This window comes from Corynebacterium atrinae (assembly GCF_030408455.1).
Taxonomy (GTDB): domain Bacteria; phylum Actinomycetota; class Actinomycetes; order Mycobacteriales; family Mycobacteriaceae; genus Corynebacterium; species Corynebacterium atrinae.
The window spans coordinates 23,158-39,943 of the sequence record NZ_CP046977.1 but is presented as its reverse complement, the minus strand read 5'-3'; the positions used below and the strand labels follow the sequence as shown (position 1 = coordinate 39,943).

Annotated in this window: 19 protein-coding genes; 11 read left to right on the top strand and 8 right to left on the bottom strand. The window is 62.7% G+C overall.

The features are described from left to right. Positions 1-46: 46 nt before the first annotated feature. A complete protein-coding gene (gene crgA, locus CATRI_RS00245) occupies positions 47-319 on the top strand; it encodes a cell division protein CrgA (RefSeq protein ID WP_290218513.1) in 273 nt (90 codons plus the stop codon). Positions 320-1,173: 854 nt separating this feature from the next. Here crgA and CATRI_RS00240 read toward each other — a convergent pair. Together CATRI_RS00240 and CATRI_RS00235 are read right to left on the bottom strand one after the other, a co-directional pair. Further along, positions 1,174-1,821 (bottom strand): rhomboid family intramembrane serine protease, encoded by a 648-nt coding sequence (locus CATRI_RS00240; protein ID WP_290218511.1) that lies wholly within the window; start codon positions 1,819-1,821, stop codon positions 1,174-1,176. 74 nt (positions 1,822-1,895) lie between these two features. Further along, positions 1,896-2,417, bottom strand: coding sequence for a peptidylprolyl isomerase (locus CATRI_RS00235; protein WP_290218508.1), 522 nt, complete (start codon positions 2,415-2,417; stop codon positions 1,896-1,898). Positions 2,418-2,458: 41 nt separating this feature from the next. On the opposite strand from CATRI_RS00235, the gene CATRI_RS00230 reads away from it, so the two are divergent. Then, entirely contained in the window at positions 2,459-2,869 is a 411-nt protein-coding gene (locus CATRI_RS00230; protein WP_290218504.1) for a hypothetical protein, read from the top strand. A 220-nt stretch (positions 2,870-3,089) separates the two neighbouring features. Beyond that, positions 3,090-3,323 carry a hypothetical protein gene (locus CATRI_RS00225; RefSeq protein WP_290218502.1) on the top strand — a complete coding sequence of 78 codons (234 nt, stop codon included), beginning with the start codon at positions 3,090-3,092 and terminating at the stop codon, positions 3,321-3,323. Positions 3,324-3,398: 75 nt separating this feature from the next. On the opposite strand, the gene metE is transcribed toward CATRI_RS00225, so the two are convergent. Both metE and CATRI_RS00215 read right to left on the bottom strand, forming a co-directional pair. Then, the gene (gene metE / locus CATRI_RS00220; protein WP_290218498.1) at positions 3,399-5,711 is read right to left on the bottom strand and encodes a 5-methyltetrahydropteroyltriglutamate--homocysteine S-methyltransferase; all 2,313 of its coding nucleotides are present in this window, start codon (positions 5,709-5,711) and stop codon (positions 3,399-3,401) included. A 44-nt stretch (positions 5,712-5,755) separates the two neighbouring features. Beyond that, positions 5,756-6,718, bottom strand: coding sequence for a methylenetetrahydrofolate reductase (locus CATRI_RS00215; protein ID WP_290218495.1), 963 nt, complete (start codon positions 6,716-6,718; stop codon positions 5,756-5,758). 339 nt (positions 6,719-7,057) lie between these two features. Between CATRI_RS00215 and CATRI_RS00210 the strand changes: the two genes are divergently transcribed. Then, a complete protein-coding gene (locus tag CATRI_RS00210) occupies positions 7,058-7,699 on the top strand; it encodes a hypothetical protein (protein ID WP_290218492.1) in 642 nt (213 codons plus the stop codon). Between the two features lie 4 nt (positions 7,700-7,703). Here CATRI_RS00210 and CATRI_RS00205 read toward each other — a convergent pair whose 3' ends face one another. Together CATRI_RS00205 and CATRI_RS00200 are read right to left on the bottom strand one after the other, a co-directional pair. Beyond that, positions 7,704-8,603 (bottom strand): cation diffusion facilitator family transporter, encoded by a 900-nt coding sequence (locus CATRI_RS00205; RefSeq protein WP_353959729.1) that lies wholly within the window; start codon positions 8,601-8,603, stop codon positions 7,704-7,706. A 37-nt stretch (positions 8,604-8,640) separates the two neighbouring features. Further along, complete coding sequence (locus CATRI_RS00200) at positions 8,641-9,255, bottom strand: TetR/AcrR family transcriptional regulator (RefSeq protein WP_290218487.1); 615 nt, start codon at positions 9,253-9,255, stop codon at positions 8,641-8,643. A gap of 38 nt (positions 9,256-9,293) precedes the next feature. Here CATRI_RS00200 and CATRI_RS00195 point away from each other — a divergent pair, with 38 nt between their 5' ends. From CATRI_RS00195 to CATRI_RS00180, 4 genes are all read left to right on the top strand, one after another. Continuing rightward, positions 9,294-9,863 (top strand): GNAT family N-acetyltransferase, encoded by a 570-nt coding sequence (locus tag CATRI_RS00195; RefSeq protein ID WP_290218485.1) that lies wholly within the window; start codon positions 9,294-9,296, stop codon positions 9,861-9,863. Positions 9,864-9,959: 96 nt separating this feature from the next. Continuing rightward, positions 9,960-10,841 (top strand): DMT family protein, encoded by an 882-nt coding sequence (locus CATRI_RS00190; protein WP_290218482.1) that lies wholly within the window; start codon positions 9,960-9,962, stop codon positions 10,839-10,841. Positions 10,842-10,847: 6 nt separating this feature from the next. Then, positions 10,848-12,053: a glycosyltransferase gene (locus CATRI_RS00185; RefSeq protein WP_290218480.1), complete on the top strand. Its 1,206-nt coding sequence runs from the start codon at positions 10,848-10,850 to the stop codon at positions 12,051-12,053. Further along, positions 12,050-13,216 (top strand): glycosyltransferase, encoded by a 1,167-nt coding sequence (locus CATRI_RS00180; protein ID WP_290218478.1) that lies wholly within the window; start codon positions 12,050-12,052, stop codon positions 13,214-13,216. The genes CATRI_RS00185 and CATRI_RS00180 overlap by 4 nt, the downstream gene beginning before the upstream one ends. On the opposite strand, the gene CATRI_RS00175 is transcribed toward CATRI_RS00180, so the two are convergent. Beyond that, positions 13,188-13,877, bottom strand: coding sequence for an alpha/beta hydrolase (locus CATRI_RS00175; RefSeq protein WP_290218475.1), 690 nt, complete (start codon positions 13,875-13,877; stop codon positions 13,188-13,190). The genes CATRI_RS00180 and CATRI_RS00175 overlap by 29 nt on opposite strands. Before the next feature lie 169 nt (positions 13,878-14,046). Here CATRI_RS00175 and CATRI_RS00170 point away from each other — a divergent pair, with 169 nt between their 5' ends. Further along, the gene (locus CATRI_RS00170) at positions 14,047-14,643 is read left to right on the top strand and encodes a class I SAM-dependent methyltransferase (protein ID WP_290218474.1); all 597 of its coding nucleotides are present in this window, start codon (positions 14,047-14,049) and stop codon (positions 14,641-14,643) included. A 1-nt stretch (position 14,644) separates the two neighbouring features. Here the strand turns inward: CATRI_RS00170 and CATRI_RS00165 are convergent, their stop codons facing one another. Continuing rightward, complete coding sequence (locus CATRI_RS00165; protein WP_290218472.1) at positions 14,645-14,839, bottom strand: cyclophilin-like fold protein; 195 nt, start codon at positions 14,837-14,839, stop codon at positions 14,645-14,647. 16 nt (positions 14,840-14,855) lie between these two features. Between CATRI_RS00165 and CATRI_RS00160 the strand changes: the two genes are divergently transcribed. Together CATRI_RS00160 and CATRI_RS00155 are read left to right on the top strand one after the other, a co-directional pair. Beyond that, positions 14,856-15,509: an alpha/beta fold hydrolase gene (locus CATRI_RS00160; RefSeq protein WP_290218469.1), complete on the top strand. Its 654-nt coding sequence runs from the start codon at positions 14,856-14,858 to the stop codon at positions 15,507-15,509. A gap of 104 nt (positions 15,510-15,613) precedes the next feature. Next, on the top strand, positions 15,614-16,759 hold the full coding sequence (locus CATRI_RS00155) for an ImmA/IrrE family metallo-endopeptidase (RefSeq protein ID WP_290221204.1): 1,146 nt from the start codon (positions 15,614-15,616) through the stop codon (positions 16,757-16,759). The last annotated feature ends 27 nt before the right edge of the window (positions 16,760-16,786 follow it).

Here is a 16,786-nt window from a genome sequence, read left to right as displayed (position 1 = left end):
TACCCGCGCTGCTACCCTAGGTTCACAATCTCTGAAAGGCCCTGACATGCCCAAGGCAAAAATCACCAAGAGCTCCATTCCCCAGACCGCCGCAGCTTCCACCGCCGACCGGACTCCCGTCAAAATCAACACCGGCGGCACCCCCACCTGGTACAAGGTCATCATGCTTGGCCTCATGCTTCTCGGCCTAATCTGGCTGGTGGTGAACTACCTCGCCGGCGAGAACATCCCCTTCATGGTAAGCCTCGGCGCGTGGAACTACGGCGTCGGCTTCGGCCTCTTCATCGTCGGCCTGCTGATGACGATGGGCTGGCGTTAGCCGCTACACTGCTGGCAGTCCTGGTGAAGCTCGGTGCCTGCGATGCTGAATCTTCAGAGTCGCGGTACCGGGCTTTTTCGGTCCACCATCCGGACGGGAGTTGGCTTCCCTCTCGTTGTTGCTGGTCACGGCGTTGAAGTGTGCGCAGCTGCGCACACGTGGATGCCTTGGGGTGGTGTTGAAGTGAGGCGTTGGCTCCGACTGCGTCGGCCGCTCGCGCCAAATGACAATTCGACGAGACGCGCTAATCGCGTGGCGGAGGATCACTACTCGATTAACGGGTCAACCCGAATTGTCCTTATGGCCAGCCCTATCAACCAGGGGTGCAGCGACCAACTGCATGCGTTGTAGTGCCTCAGTGAAATTATGAGGGCCCCCGGATCGCCAAAACCAAAAGAGCTCGTCGTTTCAGCTGGTCACAGGGTCGTACTGTGCGCAGCTGCGCACACCCGGCGAAAGATCATCGCAAGACTTCTAGCTGCAAAGTGGGCGCCAGACCCTCAACGGGGACCGAGCGCTTGGTTCATCAGCGGAGCGAGACACGTGGGTTGTCCCCAGCCCCGTGGACAACTTCGGCGTGTTATCCACCGATTTTCCCCATCCCCCAGGGGAAGAGTTTGTCCACAGGAGTTATCCACACTGTGGATAATCACAAAGTTGTCATTTATCGAATGGCGCGCCGCAGAGCCTGAAAAGCGTGTCAACATCATGCTAAAACCCTGGGAAACTCGAACATTCGTGCAGGTGGGGAAAACTGCCCACAGGTTTTTCCACAGGGTGTGGGAAAACTATCCACCGAGGCTTAACGATAGTGATTTCACAGTTTTACCCACAGCCTGTGGATAACTTTGCGGCTAAACAGCCACTACTAGTGCACAACCTACGACGAGGACTCCCACTACTCCACCCCAACGGACCGCCCGCCGCGAGGAGAAGAGGAAGGGGAGCATGAGCACCCCGGCGACCAGCCCGCCAAGATGTCCCCACAGGGAAACGCTCGAGCTGATGAAGGTATACGCCACGTTGACCCCGATGAGGACGAGCGGGGCGACGAGGTCAGCACCTCGGCGTCGGAAAACTCCCACGAGCAGCACCATCAGAGCGAACAGGGCTCCGGATGCACCAGCTGTTGGAACTCCGTAATCCATCCATAGCACGGCCCCGGAGGCGAAGATTCCGCCCGCGAAGTAGGCCACGACGTACAACCGCGTACCGATGGCCCTCTCGATCTCACGGCCAATGAGTGCGAGCATGAAGCAGCTGATCGCCAAATGCCCCACGCCCACATGGAGGAACATCGACCCGATGGCTCGGAACCAGGACACTCCGTCCTGGGAGACGTAGGGACCCCACAGCAGCCAATCATCGGCGAGACGGGAATTGGATAAGTTCCCCATCAACGAGCGAGACTGCACGGCCGTGATCAGCCACACGAGAATGCTGGCCGCGATGAGGACAGTGGTGGCGGGAACGTCGCGGTACCAACGGCGGAGGATCTCCACTACATACTCCTGACATGACAAGGCCCGCGCGACGTCACCAGGGACGCTGCGCGGGCTGAACTACCCCTAAAAAATTAGGAGATGGTGATGGACTCGATGACGACCGGCTCGGTCGGGCGGTCCATGCGGTCAGTGGCGGTGGTGGCGATGGCATCAACGACCTTCTGGGACTCCGCGTCAGTGACCTCACCGAAGATGGTGTGGTGGTTGTTCAGGTGCGGGGTCGGGCCAACGGTGATGAAGAACTGGGAGCCGTTGGTACCGGGGCCAGCGTTGGCCATGGCCAGCAGGTAAGAACGGTCGAAGCGCAGTTCCGGGTGGAACTCGTCGGCGAACATGTAGCCGGGGCCGCCACGGCCGGTGCCGGTGGGGTCGCCGCCCTGAATCATGAAGCCGTTGATCACGCGGTGGAACACGGCGCCGTCGTAGAACGGACCGGTCTTCTCGCCCTTGGCGTTCTCCGTCTTGTATTCCTTGGAGCCATCAGCCAGGCCGACGAAGTTCTCGACGGTCGCGGGGGCGTGGTTGCCAAAGAGGTCAATGACGATGTCACCACGGTTGGTGTGCAGCGTTGCAGTTGCGGTCTTGTTGGTCATGCGGGCCATCTTAGCGAAATTCACTCTGGCAGGATTAGTTCATGAACCAGTTTTGGAGGCGCCTCCTCAACGTTCCCCTACCCGAGATCCTTTGTGTCCTCATCGGTTCCATGGTGTTTGTGGTGGACATTGATCCAGACAGCGGCTACTACGGCTACTTGTGGCTGTCGCTGCTGGTAGGTGCCATCGCCTTGGTGCTGGCCTTTCCCCTCCAGCCCTCCGCCCGAGGAATGCTTTGGTTCGTGGTCCCGCTCATTGTCGTGTTCGTGGGGGCGGGAACTGTTCTCTACTTCTTACTTTTCGTTGATGGGCCGATCATCTTTGGAATTATCCTTCCCATCGCCGGGCTCAGTGCGAGTTTAGCGGGAATGTCACTAATGGCACGGAGAGCACTAAAGATGAAGTTTCCGGCAGAACCGGACCCCGGCACGAGGTCCAAAGGCGTCCGGTAAGAACGACGAGTGTTCCATCCAAGGGCGCACTAAATGAGCCAAGTCAGGAGTTGAAGCAGCAGTGCTAAAGCACGATATGGCAAGAACATCAATGGCATGCGCACTGGTCGGATTAGCGGTGCTCAGTATTGGAGCCATCGGGATCGGGTCAAGCATTGAGGCATTTCCACGGTGGCCTGTGCTGGCATTCATGTGTGGAGTTTTTACCTGCTTTGCCGGCATGGCAACCTACAGCATCGTTGCCTTCATTCGGCCACCTTCGCTGGTACCTACCGGGGTCACCGCAGCCATGGGTTGCACGCTCGTTGTCGGTTCCGCCGCCTGGGCTCTACAAGTCGCGGAGGAGACTGTGATCTTTCATCCTTCCGTTGTCAGCTCGCTGACTGGATTCGTGGCGTGTGCGCTATCAGCAGCATTAGGACTGCGCTACTTCTGGCAGAGCTCAAAGGGCTAGTTGTCCTTGCCAACAATCGCACAAGGGCCCGACCCCACCACACGGTGGAACCGGGCCCTTCACTAGCCGGAAGCGTTACAGGCTTTCAACCACGAGGTCGCGAGCGAGGACCATGTTGCGCAGTGACTGCTCGGTTTCTGCGTAGCCGCGGGTCTTCAGGCCGCAGTCGGGGTTGACCCAGAGACGCTCGGTGGGCACGTTGACCAGGGCAGCCTTGATCAGCTCGGTGAGCTCGGCTACGTCGGGCACACGCGGGGAGTGGATGTCCCAGATGCCGGGGCCGATCTCGGAGTGGAAGGACTCGTCGAGGTCGGCGAGTAGTTCCATGCGGGAGCGAGCGGCCTCGATGGAGGTGACGTCGGCGTCGAGGGCGGCGACGGCGTCGATAATCTGCCCGAACTCGGAGTAGCAGAGGTGGGTGTGGATTTGGGTTTCCGGCTTGGCGTCGAGGGAGACGAGGCGGAAGGAGCGCACGGCCCAGTCGAGGTAGGCGGGGCGGTCTTCGGCGCGCAGCGGGAGGAGTTCGCGGAGGGCGGGCTCGTCGATTTGGATGATGTCGATGCCGGCGGCTTCGAGGTCGGCGACCTCGTCGGCAAGCGCGACGCCGATTTGATCGGCGGAGACGGACTTCGGGACGTCGTCACGCGTGAAGGACCAGGCCAGGATGGTGACGGGGCCGGTGAGCATGCCCTTGACGTGCTTGTCGGAGAGGGATTGGGCGTACTTGGCCCATTCGACAGTCATGGGGGCGGGACGGGAGACGTCGCCGACGACGATGGATGGGCGGGTGCAGCGGGAGCCGTAGGACTGGACCCAGCCGTGTTCGGTGGTGACGAAGCCGTCGAGAAGCTCGGCGAAGTACTGCACCATGTCGTTGCGCTCGGGCTCGCCGTGGACGAGGACGTCGATGCCGAGGCGTTCCTGCAGGTCGATGACGGACTTGACCTCGTCCTTCAGGGCTTGGGTGTACTGCTCGTCGGTGAGGTTGCCGTTGCGGTGGTCGGCGCGGGCCTTGCGGATCTCCGGGGTCTGCGGGAAGGAGCCGATGGTGGTGGTCGGCAGCTGCGGCAGGCCGAGGGCCTTCTGGGCTTCGACGCGGCCGGCGAAGTCGGGCTGGCGGGCGACCTGGCCGTCGGGAAGCGCGGCGACGCGGTCCTGCACGGCTTGGTTGTGGGTGCGGGCGGACTCGGAACGGGTGCGCACGGCGCGGTCGGAGCGGGCGAAGGCGTCCGCAGCGGCGACGGCTCCACCGTCGAGTGCGGCGGCCAGTGCCTTGGCCTCGGTGATCTTTTCGTCGGCGAAGGAGAGCCAGCCGGCGACGTCGACAGGCAGGGCCGTCTCGACGGCCACGGAATGCGGCACGTGCTGCAGGGAGACGGAGGTGGTCACAGAAAGCTTATCGACGCCCGCTTCCTTCAGCGTCTCCAGAACGCCGAGGCGTTCGCGCAGGTCGGCGGCCCAAATGTTGCGGCCGTCGATGACGCCCGCGGCGAGGGTGATGTCGGTGCCTTCCACGGCGGCGGCGACGCGGGAAACGTAGGTCGGGTCGTTGGCCAGGGTGACCGGCGCGAGATCGACCTGGAGGGCCTCGGGGTTGGCGCCGACGAGGGCGTCGAGACCCTTTCGCAGGGAACCATAAGGGGTGGTGACCAGGACCTGCGGGCGGTTCTCCTCAGCCAGGATCGCGCGGTAGGCGAGGGAGGCGTCGGCGGCGAGGTGCTCGTCGCTGGCGATGGTGAGGTCGGCGACCAGGGCGGGCTCGGCGAGCTGGACCCACTCGACTCCGGCCTCGGCGAGGGCGGCGAGGACGGTCTGGTACGCGGCGATGAGATCTTCGAGGCGGGCCAGCGGGCTGAAATCAGCGGCAGCATCCTCGGTCGGCTTGGACAGCGCGAGGAGGGTGACGGGGCCGACGAGGAAGGGGCGCACGATGTGGCCGGCGGCCTTGGCCTCATTGACGATGTCGATGATGCGCTGCGGGCGCGGGGTGATCACGGTGTCATCGGAGATCTCCGGCACCAGGTAGTGGTAGTTGGTGTCGAACCACTTGGTCATTTCCAGCGGGGCGCGCTCGGAGTTGCCGCGGGCCAGGGCAAAGTACTCGGTGAGGTCGATGTCGGCTGCCTCGCCACCGATGAGGCCCACGGTCACGGCGGTCTCGAGGACCTGGTCGTAGAGGGCAACGTCGGCGGGGATGGAGTAATCCTGGTCCAATCCCAGGTCACGCAGGCGGGCGTAGTTCTCCAGGCGGATGGAATGCGCGGAGGAGACGAAGGTGGCTTCGTCGATGCGGCCGGACCAGAAGGACTCGAGGGCCTTCTTCAGTTCGCGGTTAGCGCCGACGCGGGGGTAGCCCTCGATGGTGAAAGTGGGGAATGCAGCAGACATGAAGAAAGGGTGCCTTTCGGGAAAAGTGTGGTGTTAACGGGGTGTTAGCTGGGGCTCAGGCCGATGCTATCGAGCATCTCGCGGGTCGTGTCCGAGCGGTTGAAGGTATAGAGGTGCAAGCCGCCAGCGCCGGCGCCCAAGACGGTCTGGGCGAGTTCCGCGGTGAGTTCGAGCCCGACCTCGTATTCGCTCTCCGGCCCGGCTGCTTCCAGCCGCCGGATGAGGCGGTCGGGAACAGTCAGTCCGGAGAGCTGGCCCATTCGGCGCAACCTCTGCACCGAGGTCATGGGCATGATTCCTGGGATGAGTGGGATGCGCACACCCGCCAGTTCGGAGCGTTCCTTGAAGCGGAGGTAGTCCTCGGCGTCGAAAAACAGCTGAGTGATGGCGAAGTCCGCACCGCAGCGCTGCTTGGCCAGAAGGACATCAAGATCCTCATCGACGCTGGCCGACTCTGCGTGGCCACTGGGGTATGCGGCGACTCCGATGGCGAGGCGACCTGCGCCGAAGCGGGCGGCCTGCCGACCTTCGATGTCGCGGATGAGCCGGACGAGCTCATTGGCGTGGGGGAGGTATCCGGCGGGAAGGGAGTGCTGTCCTTCGGCGAAGTCCCCGCGCAGGGCGAGGAAGCCGCGCACGCCGGCATCCATGAGCCGGTCGATCCAGACACCCAGCTCCTGGCGGGTACCGGCGGTGCAGGCCAGGTGCGCGAGGGTGCGCATGCGCGTGGTGGCCGTAATCTTCGAAATGAAGTCCGTGGTGCCTTCCAGCCAGCCGGAGTTCCGGGAGCTGGTGACGGATACGTAGTCCGGGTTGTAGGACTCGAGGGTGTCCAGCAACTCGGCGATCGTCGCCTGATCGGCATCCCGGCGCGGCGGCATGACTTCGAAAGACAGAGCTGTCCGCTGGGGGCGGCGGAGCGGGGTGTCGGCATCGTCGAAGTGATCGAGCGGCGCGGAGGCTGAGAAGCGGGAATGTGCACGGTGGCGGGGCATTGTGGGGTTCATCCTCGCCTCCTTGAGCTGCTGTGGGTCTACCGTCGTTTCCGCCCTGTTGGGCAAGTGCATGTGAATGTAGCAAGGGACAGGTTTGCTTCGGGTAATGTTGGTTTTCCGCCATCATCCAAAATGCCTTGTGAACTGGGCGAATCACCTACCGTCAACGTGAATATAAATACCGAAAATCCCCGGAAATCGGCGCGAAAATGGACCAAGCTGTTCATTTTTGTGACGTGCGGGAATAGCACCATTATTTTTCGGCTACCGCCCGGCGGCTGTGACCCTTATCAACCCTTTACTCGCTACGCTTAAGGGCACACGACCATGACCCACCACGAAGGAGTCGCAATGAATCCCGCAACCTTGAAAATGGCTCTATCCGCGGCCTCGTCCCTCCGCGATCGCATCAAGGATTACCGCGAGGAGAAGGCTCGCGAGGCTTATGATCTGCTTTCCGATGCCGCCGCTTCCATCGACGTCGAGGAGCTGAAGAAGCGCTCCAGCTCCTTCGTCGACGAGTCCCGCCGTGAGGCCGGGAACGTCACCCAGGCAGCCCGGGTTCGTCTGGAGAAGGCCCTGGAGGAGCTAGAGTCCCGCCGCGACGAGGCCGAGAAGAAGACCCGGAAGGGCATCACCAAGGCCAAGAAAAATCTGCCCGCGCAGAAGAAGGCCGCTGCCAAGCGCCGCAAGGGGTGGACCATCGCGGGCCTCGTCGCGCTCGCTGCTTCCGTGGCCGCCGGTGCCTACTACTGGTTCATCCAGCGCCAGTCTCAGCCCGGAGATACTCCGCCGCGCGTGGAGGATTTCTCCGCCCCCAGTGCTGAAGAGACCCAGGAATCGACCCTCGTCTACTCCACGGTCACCCCCACCGAGGAGACTCCGGCCGAGCGCGACGAGGACCTGCTTGGCCCGCTCGAGGAGCAGCTGGAAAAGCACCGCGCCGCTGCCCTGGACGAGGCCGGGGAGAAGGAAGAAGAGGAAGAGAAGTAGCCTGCTAGCAGGTCTGTTCGTGTGATTGGTGGTCGGGCGTTTCCAGCTGAATGGTGGAATGCTCGACCCCAAACTCGCGCAGCTGTTCTTGCGCGCGGTCGAGGACGCCGCAGCTGATGTCCTTGCCTCCATCGACGACGATGTGGCACGTCGCTAGCGGCGTCACCCCATCCGTCGACCAGACATGGAGGTCGTGCACGGCGAGCACGCCTGGCACGGCCTCCAGGGCTCCCTGAATCTGTTGCGTATCGACGCCCCGGGGGGCCCGCTCCAGCAGCACCTCCGCCGACTGCCACAACAGCTGGAGGGAGCGCGGCAGGACCAATGCCACGATGATGAGCGAGGCCACGGTGTCGGCAGCCACCCATCCGGTCGACTTAATCACGATCGCGGCGACGATGACAGCAACCGATCCGAGCATGTCGGCCATGACGTGCAGCAGGGCCCCGCGCACGTTGAGACTTTCGCCCGCCGCCCGCGATAGCACCCACGCCGAGGCGGCATTGGCCACCAGGCCGACGATGGCGACCCCGAGCATGACGTTCGTGTCGATGGCATGGTCGCCGCCCACCCGGCCGATCGCCTGCACGAGGATCCACACCACGACGCCCGTGACGGTGATGGCGTTGACGAGCGCTGCCATCACTTCAATGCGGCGGTGCCCATAGGTGGCCCGCCCCGATGCCACCCGCCGGCCGACTATTGATGCCACGAGGGCGATGATGAGCCCAGCGGAATCGGAGAGCATGTGCATCGCATCGGAAAGCAACGCCAGCGAGCCAGAGACGAGCCCGCCGATGAGCTCGCCGAAGAAGACCACGGCGGTGATCGCGAATGCGATGCCGAGCGCCTTCGTCGGGGTGGCTGGCATGCGCGAGTGATCGTGATCGTGGTTGCTTCCCATGGACATCAATATAGCCCCTTTTCGGCTTATTGAAAACCTATTGGTAATCGATTGTCTGATTCTGCAGCGCAATCAACCCGACCGTCACGATGGCCTCCGGGTCAACAGGGTGGGTTTTCTGCCATCGGGCATACTCGGGGGCTAGCTCCGGATCGACTGGCGCGGCCCGCTCATCGTCGGCCATGGCTGACGTCAGCGCGCTCCCGATGACAAAGTTCGACAGAATATAGGCCGCACCGAGCGGATCTCGCGCTCCGGCTTCGGCAAGCAAGACCACCATGCGCTCTGAGAGCACAAGGTAGCTTGGCCCCCTCGGCGCACGCATCCCAATGATCTGACCAGCCCACGGGTGGCGGACCAGATGCCGGTAGTAGGCCAGCATGAGGTCCAATAGTTCAGCGTCCGCTACTGCCCGATTCACCGCATCATCGCGGCTTAACGCGTGATTCAATGCCAGATCGAAGAGATCATCGACGGACTCCACCCGGGAATACAAGCTGGCCGGCGCTACTCCAATTTTCCCAGCCACGGCACGGACCGTTAAGGCCCGCAATCCCCCTTCATCAAGCAGGTCGGCGGCAGCAGCAGCCACCTCATCGACGTCGACGGCACGCGAACGCCGAACCGGCTTAGGGTGCTCCCAGTAACTCATGCCGCTCAGACTATCCGAACTATGTTAGTTTTGAAATCATGTTGGATCTATCGCCCTTGCCCCTCGTCACCGAACGCCTCCAGCTGCGCCTCCACCGGCCGGACGACGATGTCTGGCTCCACGACATCTACCCCCAAGCCGAGGTGGCACGCTTCCTCCTGAAGGAACCCTGGACTCGGGAGGAGGCGGGCCAGCACTTGGACACGCGACTGGCCAAAACCGATCTGGATGGACCCACCACAGCCCTCGCCCTCGTGATCGAACACGAGGGATCTCCCATCGGTGACATCTCTCTGTGGATGACCAACGCTGAGCGTCGAGTAGCGGAGATCGGGTGGGTTCTCGACCCACGCTTCGGCGGCAAAGGATTCGCCCGAGAGGCAGTGCGCGCGGTGGCGGACATGGGCTTCGATCATTACCGCCTGCACAGGATTGCGGCGCAGATGGATGCGCGGAACACCGCCTCCGCCAAACTGGCCGCGACCGTCGGCATGCAGCAGGAGGCGCACTTGCGCCAAGACTGGTGGAACAAAGGTGAGTGGACTGACACCCTCATCTTTGGCGCACTGTCCTCCGATCCCCGCTCACCTCTCGCACCTTTGGCCTAGCGGTTAATATCAGGGGAAGCCACCGTCCGAGCCTGCGGCGAGTACCCCACGAGGTGAGAGGAGAGACCCCTGACTCTCATCGCTGCCATCTGCCTCATGGTGGTTTCTTCCTTCGGTTTCGCTGGTGGGGCGGTGCTCCAGCACACGTCGATCCGCGGCAAGCAGAAGCCCGGCGCGCCGACGGCGATGACGGTGCGGCAGCTGCTTGGCCAGCTGCGGGAACCGAAGTGGTTGCTCGGCTTATCCCTGGTCGGGATCGGAACGGCGCTCCACATTTCGGCGTTGTTTCTCGCACCGGTCACCATGGTCCAACCCATCGGCATCCTCGCAGTTCCGTGGTCGGTTCTCTTGGCGGCCAAGATCGGCGGGTATCGGCCGTCCCGGTTGGGATGGGTGGCCGTGGCCGTCACCATGGTGGGGGTGGTGGGCTTAACTGCGCTTTCGGCCCGCTTCTCGCACGACAAGATTTCAGCCATCGAGTTCTCTCGCGTGGTCGTGGCCGTCGCCTTGTGCGCGCTGATCAGTCTGGTGTTGCTCGGGATCAACTTGTGGGTGTCTCCCACATTCCGCTCCCTCGTTCTAGCCTCGGGCGGAGCGGTCTTATTCGGCATGACGTCTGCCCTGCTCAAGACCCTGTTCGTCTGGATCAAGGTGGGTGAGCCAGTACTTTCCACCCAGGCCGCCCTCATCATCGCAGGCGTCGCAGGCACTGCCCTAGCTGGCGGGTGGATGGTCCAGCAGGCCTACGCGGTGGGCCACCCGGAAGTCGTCGTTGGCTCGCTCACCACCATCGATCCCCTCGTCGCCGTGTTGTACGGGCAGATCGTCCTCCACGAGGGCCTCCACATCGGCGCGGTGCCGATGGCCGCGATGGCCTTGTGTGGAGTCGTCGCCATCCTCGGGGTCGCTGGCCTGGCCCAGCATCATCCGGAGGTGCACCGCCGCAAGCTCGTGACCTCCGATACCGGGCGGGAGTGAGTGCCCATGGTGCGCCGCGTGGCCGTCGTCAGTGATTATTCCTTGACCACCCTCGGTGGGGCGGAGACCGCCTTCGCCGAGCAAGTGAGCCTGCTCTCCGCCGTGGCGGAGGTGCTGGCGGTGTGCCCGCCGAGCCGGCGGCTGGATGAGTTGGCGGTGCAGGAGGGCGTCGATAAGCTGGCGGTTCCCGTGACATTTGTGGTGCCTGGCCTGGGCTTTCCCGTGGCGCGCAATTCGCCGAAGCTGCGGGCACTACTGCGGAAGGCTTTCGCCGATGTCGAGGTGGTGCATGTGCATTCGGAGTTCGGGATCGCCGCCGCGGCCATCGCCGCTGCCCGTGAGCTTGAGATTCCGGTGGTACAGACGGTGCATACGTTCTTTTGGCAGACCACCGCACCCGTACAGACGCTCCTGGCGCTCGGTGGCCCCCCAGTGCATCGCCTGCTCACCGGGTGGCGCTCCCCTGCTCGCCAACTCGCCCAGAAGAAGGGTGACTCAGCCTTGCGGAACATGACTCTCGCCGCAGCTCAGGCAGTAGATCGGGTAATTTCCCCCTCCGCGCATCAAGCAGAGCACCTGAGCGCAGCCGGCTTAAGACATATCGATGTCCTCCCCAACGCCGTGAGCCATAATGCCGCCGCCGAGCCGCTGAACAGCATCGACGGCCCCCTGCGTGTGCTGTGGATCGGGCGTTTCTGCCCAGAAAAACGCATCTTCGATTTCCTCCGCGCCTGCCAGCGCGCACTCGACGAGGTCGGTCCGGACAAGCTGCTTATCGACGTCCTCGGCACCGGCCCCCAATTCCCCGCCGCCCAGCGGCTGGTCAGGGAACAACCCGGCATTCGCCTGCATGGGCGCGTCCCCCACGCCGACATCCCCGCGTGGCTGGAGCGCAGCCATGTCACCGCCGTGACCTCGATTGGCTGGGACAATCAACCAATGACGATCGCCGAGTCCGTCATGGCGTTGCGCGGGGTCATCTGGTGCGACCCCGCCCTCACCGAAGGGGTGGTACCGGCCGGCATTCCCGCGTTCGACGGCACCCTCGCGGACCGCCTCATCGAGCTTGCCCGCGATCCCGGTGCGGTCGTGGCCGCTTCCCAGTCCGCCGTCGAGGCGAGCGCGATCTTTAGCCCGGAGTACTTCACCCGATCCGTCCTCGACGTCTACCGGCACGCCATTCTCTCGCCCGATTCCGAAAGAACCCCATGAAGATCCTGATCGGCACCGACACTTACCCGCCCACCGTGAATGGTGCGGCGCAGTTTTCCCAGCGTCTGGCCCGGGGGCTCGCCTCCCGCGGCCACGAGGTCCACGTCGCCTGCCCATCACCCACCGGCCGTCCGAGCCGAATCGACACCGACGACGGCATCGTCGTCCACCTCGCGCGCTCCTTCCACTACCCCAAGTACCAGAACTTTCCGGTGGCCCTCCCCGGCACCGTCGGACGTTTCGTCCGCCGTCTGCTTGACGACGTCGACCCCGATGCAATCCACCTCCAAGACGGATTCTTCCTCGGCAGAACATTGCTCAAGCAGGCCCGCAAGCGCGGAATTGGCGTCGTGGCCACCAACCACCTCATGCCCCAAAATGTGGTCGATCACCTGCCTATTCCTACCTTCCTGCACAGCGTGACCGCCAAGCTGCTGTGGTGGGACCTGGCGCGCGTGTACGGCGGCGCCGACGTACTGACCTCGCCAACCCCGAAGGCCGTGGAGCTGTTGGAGGAGTCCACCGGCCTGCAGGCCATCGCGGTGTCCAACGGCATCGACATTGCCCCCTACCTGCCCACCACTGAGCCCGCCACCGACGAGGAGGCACCGGCAATCATGTTCGTCGGCCGCCTCGACCCCGAGAAGCGCGTCGATGATCTGCTCCACGCCATGGCACGGCTTCCCGAGGGCATTCCCGGCCGCTTGGAGATTATCGGGAAGGGCCCCCAGGGCGATGCCTGGAAAGCCCAGGCCCGCCAGCTGGGGTTGCAGCCGAACAGGGTGGTCTTCCACGGATTCCTGTCGGAGGCGGAACTACTTGCTGCTTATCGACGCGCCGCCGTATTCACCATGCCCAGCATCGCCGAGCTCCAAAGCCTGGCCACCCTCGAGGCGATGGCCGCCGGCACTCCCGTCGTCGCTGCCGACGCCATGGCCCTGCCACATCTGGTGCACCACGGTGACAATGGCTTCCTCTACGCCCCCGGCAATGTCACCGAACTGACCCACCACCTGACGACGTTGCTGCAGGATGCGCAGCTGCGCACCTCAATGGGCGTGCGCAGCCGCGAGATCGTCTCTGATCACTGCCTCGAACGGACCTTGGAGACCTTCGAGGGCCTCTACTCCGACGCTATGCGCTCTGCGCGGCTTCCTCGATGAGGTCACACACGGCGATCGGCTGCGACGCCAGGGAAGCATGGCTGGCATCCAACTCAATCGTCTTACGTGTTCCCTTGCGCTCCGCCATCCGACGCTGATTGTCCGGGTGCAACATCCGGTCCTGCGCCGACACCAGGAACCAGGTGGGCTTGACCTTCCACGCCGGCTCCGTCACAGCATCACCAAAGGTGGAAGCCACCGGCGCCTTCTGCGTCACTGCCATGACCAGCGCCTGCTCCTCGGACAGATCCTGACCAAAGCTCTCATGGAACTTGTCCTGCTTGATCCACAGGTATCCATCCGAATCGGTGGCCAAGTTCTCGATCGCTACCGGCGGAAGCTCCTGGCTGATCCCGCCCGCTCTTTCACCCGCATCGGGAGCGAAGGCCGCAATGTAGACCAGGCCCTGGACATTCGGCAGGTCACCGCATTCGGTGATCACTGCACCACCGTAGGAATGCCCCACGAGCAGCACCGGACCTTCAACCTGCTTGATCATCTTGCGGGTGCGCTCAGCATCATCAGCCAGGGAGGTAAGCGGGTTCTCTACTGCCTGAATCGCCTCGAACCCCCGCTTGCGGAGCTCCACGATGACCCCCGCCCAATGCGCAGCCCCTCCCCAAAATCCATGCACCAAAACAATGGTCGGCTTTGTGGTCATAATGAACCCCTTTCCAAGGACGCCGGGCCACCGAGGATCAGCAACCAATATCGACGCTGGTTAAATCGTATGGACAAAGTTCTCGGCGATCTACGGCAAACAGGCATTATGACCCCTAGGCTGTTCCTAAAGAGATCTAGGGGTTGCCCTCGCGTGGCACAGTGGAAGCATGGTTGAACCGTTGGATTCCGTCCGGGCGCAATACAGCGCGAGAGCCAGCGAGTACATAGCCGCCCTCGGCAGCATCCAACAGGTATCCCCCGTGGATCTGGCCTTCATTGAGACGTGGGCGCGCAATCTCGACGGATTAGTGCTCGACGTCGGGTGCGGGCCCGGCCACTGGACACATTTCCTCACCTCCCTCGGGCTCACCGTTGAGGGCATCGACCCCGTGCCTGAGTTCATCAACAGTGCTCGGGCAACCTATCCAGGTGTGCGCTTCAGAGTGGGGCGCGGGGACGATCTCGACGTTGCCGACGGATCCCTCGGGGGTGTGTTTGCCTGGTACTCGCTCATTCATGTTCACCCCGGCGCTGCACTCCTCGAGTTCGCTCGCTGCCTCCGACCAGGTGGAGGCCTCGCCCTCGGATTCTTCACCGGGCCACAACTCGCCCCCTTCGACCATGCGATCACCACCGCGTACTACTGGCCAGTTGATCTCCTCACCGCCGAAGTCGAAGCAGCCGGATTCACCGTGACGCAGTGCGAGACCCGCACCGATCCAGGCTCCAGGCCCCACGGCGCGATCCTGGCCATCCGCTCCTGACCTACCCGGCGCGCTCGATGGTGACCGACTGATCACCCTCCATGCGGTCAATGCGAGCGATCCCGTTCCAGAAGCCCACCTCGCCCGTATATAAGACGACGACGCCGTTGGGTGCATAGTACCCAAGGTCACTGACCTCTGGATCATCACCACTCGGCATGCCCTCCATAGTGAGCCCACCATCGACGGTTGCCAATGCGAGAATGGTCGCTATGGACGGCGAACACACCGTAATCTTCATCCACGGGCTCGGCGACAGCCCCGAAGCCTGGAACCACCAGGTCAACCACCTTCCGGCCGGATTCACCGGCATGGCCATCAGGATTCCTGGCCTCAGGGCGGGTGACGAGATCAGTGGGGAGTTCTCACTCCCGGCCGCATCGGCGGGCATCCTCTCGGAGCTTGACCATCGCGGCGTCGATAATTTTCACCTGTGCGGGTTGTCGTTGGGGGCGATGATCGCACTGCAGATCGCCATCGATCACCCGGAGCGAGTGCGCTCCCTCACCCTGGCGGCCGGACAGGTGACGCCACCGCGAACTGTGATGCGGACCCAGACTGCCATCATGCGGCTCGTGCCGGCGCGGTTGATTGCAAGGAGTGGCCTGCGAAAACCCCAACTACTGTCCGTTCTGCGCGGCGTAGCGAAAGTTGACTTTTCCACCCGCCTGGCTGAGGTAACCGCACCGACATTGGTACTCTGCGGCTCCAGAGATCGGGCAAACCTACCAGCCGCGCGTGCCCTCGCCGCCGGCATCCCCGACACCGATCTCCACATCATCGGCGGCGCCGGGCACCAGGTGAATACGCAGAAGCCCGAGCTTTTCACTTCTGCTCTGAACGGGTTTTTGGTTGAGAGATTCTGACGTCAACCGGGTCTGATCTCGTTTGGGATGGTCATGTCGGGGTGGCCATGTAGTCTGCCTTCTGTAACAACATCTTGCCTGTTGACCAAGGGGAAGTGGACGTGATGACCGTACACATTGATGTCGGCCCTAACCTTTTCCTCTGGGCAATTAGACGGGCAGGATGGGATGAGGAAACAGTAGAGCGTCGGGCCCCCAAGGTCGGAAAGTGGATTGCTGGAACACACCGTCCCACGCTGAAGCAGTTGCAGGCGTTTGCCAAGGACACCCACACTCCGTTCGGAATGTTCTTTCTCTCCGATCCACCCGTGGAGAACGTTCCAATCCCCGACATGCGCACCATTGGCAATGCGGCAATCCCCCAACCATCCGCCGACCTACTGGACACCATCTACCTTTGCCAGGAACGCCAGGATTGGTACCGCGCTTACGCCCGAGACAACGCGATCGTCGAACCCGAGTTCGTCGGCTCCGCAACTATCCGGACTCCGACGTCGTACGTAGCTAGCCAGATGCGCCATCTCCTCACATTTGAGCTGAGCGACCGACACCTGTTCAGGAATTGGCAGGACGCTTTACGGCAGCTGATTGACCGTATCGAAGACATTGGCGTCTTAGTGATGGTCAATGGCATCGTGGGTGCAAATACGCATCGTAAACTTAATCCTCGTGAATTTCGTGGCTTCGCCCTAGCCGATCCACTAGTACCCCTGATTTTTGTCAACGGAGCCGACACTAAAGCCGCCCAAATCTTCACCAACATCCATGAACTGGCGCACATTTGGCTCGGAGAGAGTGCTTTGTCCGATGCTGCCATGACCGCCATAGGCGGCGAGGCCGAGGAACTGTGGTGCAACCTGGTCGCTGCCGAAGTACTCGTCCCACTTAGCGCGCTGCGCGATGACTACCGTGGTGAAGCAAGCACAGAAGAGCTGGAACGCCTGGCCAAGAAGTACCGTGCCAGCACATTGGTAGTACTCAAACGAATATACGACGCTCAGCTCTTGAACTGGCACGAGTTTCGCCAGCTCTACGACGAAGAGCGAGAACGAGTCATCCATATCCTGGAAACACAACGTGGCGATAGCAGCGGTGGAAACTACTACTACACGCAGCCCTTGCGACTCAGCCGTCGATTCGCCCAGGCGGTAGTCTCCAGCACCTACGAGGGATCCACCACCTACCGAGATGCGTATCGGTCAAGTCCGCGGGAGTGGTGTTTCTGCCTTTCGATAAAACAGGCAGGATGACGGTGCAAGGGCCGTCCCGAGCCCGGT

Coding starts and splice junctions, on each gene's coding strand:
- crgA (WP_290218513.1), top strand. CDS start 47: ATGCCCAAGGCAAAAATCACCAAGAGCTCCATTCCCCAGACCGCCGCA.
- CATRI_RS00235 (WP_290218508.1), bottom strand. CDS start 2,417: ATGACCAACAAGACCGCAACTGCAACGCTGCACACCAACCGTGGTGAC.
- CATRI_RS00230 (WP_290218504.1), top strand. CDS start 2,459: ATGAACCAGTTTTGGAGGCGCCTCCTCAACGTTCCCCTACCCGAGATC.
- CATRI_RS00225 (WP_290218502.1), top strand. CDS start 3,090: ATGGCAACCTACAGCATCGTTGCCTTCATTCGGCCACCTTCGCTGGTA.
- metE (WP_290218498.1), bottom strand. CDS start 5,711: ATGTCTGCTGCATTCCCCACTTTCACCATCGAGGGCTACCCCCGCGTC.
- CATRI_RS00215 (WP_290218495.1), bottom strand. CDS start 6,718: ATGAACCCCACAATGCCCCGCCACCGTGCACATTCCCGCTTCTCAGCC.
- CATRI_RS00210 (WP_290218492.1), top strand. CDS start 7,058: ATGAATCCCGCAACCTTGAAAATGGCTCTATCCGCGGCCTCGTCCCTC.
- CATRI_RS00205 (WP_353959729.1), bottom strand. CDS start 8,603: ATGGGAAGCAACCACGATCACGATCACTCGCGCATGCCAGCCACCCCG.
- CATRI_RS00200 (WP_290218487.1), bottom strand. CDS start 9,255: ATGAGTTACTGGGAGCACCCTAAGCCGGTTCGGCGTTCGCGTGCCGTC.
- CATRI_RS00195 (WP_290218485.1), top strand. CDS start 9,294: ATGTTGGATCTATCGCCCTTGCCCCTCGTCACCGAACGCCTCCAGCTG.
- CATRI_RS00190 (WP_290218482.1), top strand. CDS start 9,960: ATGGTGGTTTCTTCCTTCGGTTTCGCTGGTGGGGCGGTGCTCCAGCAC.
- CATRI_RS00185 (WP_290218480.1), top strand. CDS start 10,848: ATGGTGCGCCGCGTGGCCGTCGTCAGTGATTATTCCTTGACCACCCTC.
- CATRI_RS00180 (WP_290218478.1), top strand. CDS start 12,050: ATGAAGATCCTGATCGGCACCGACACTTACCCGCCCACCGTGAATGGT.
- CATRI_RS00175 (WP_290218475.1), bottom strand. CDS start 13,877: ATGACCACAAAGCCGACCATTGTTTTGGTGCATGGATTTTGGGGAGGG.
- CATRI_RS00170 (WP_290218474.1), top strand. CDS start 14,047: ATGGTTGAACCGTTGGATTCCGTCCGGGCGCAATACAGCGCGAGAGCC.
- CATRI_RS00160 (WP_290218469.1), top strand. CDS start 14,856: ATGGACGGCGAACACACCGTAATCTTCATCCACGGGCTCGGCGACAGC.
- CATRI_RS00155 (WP_290221204.1), top strand. CDS start 15,614: ATGACCGTACACATTGATGTCGGCCCTAACCTTTTCCTCTGGGCAATT.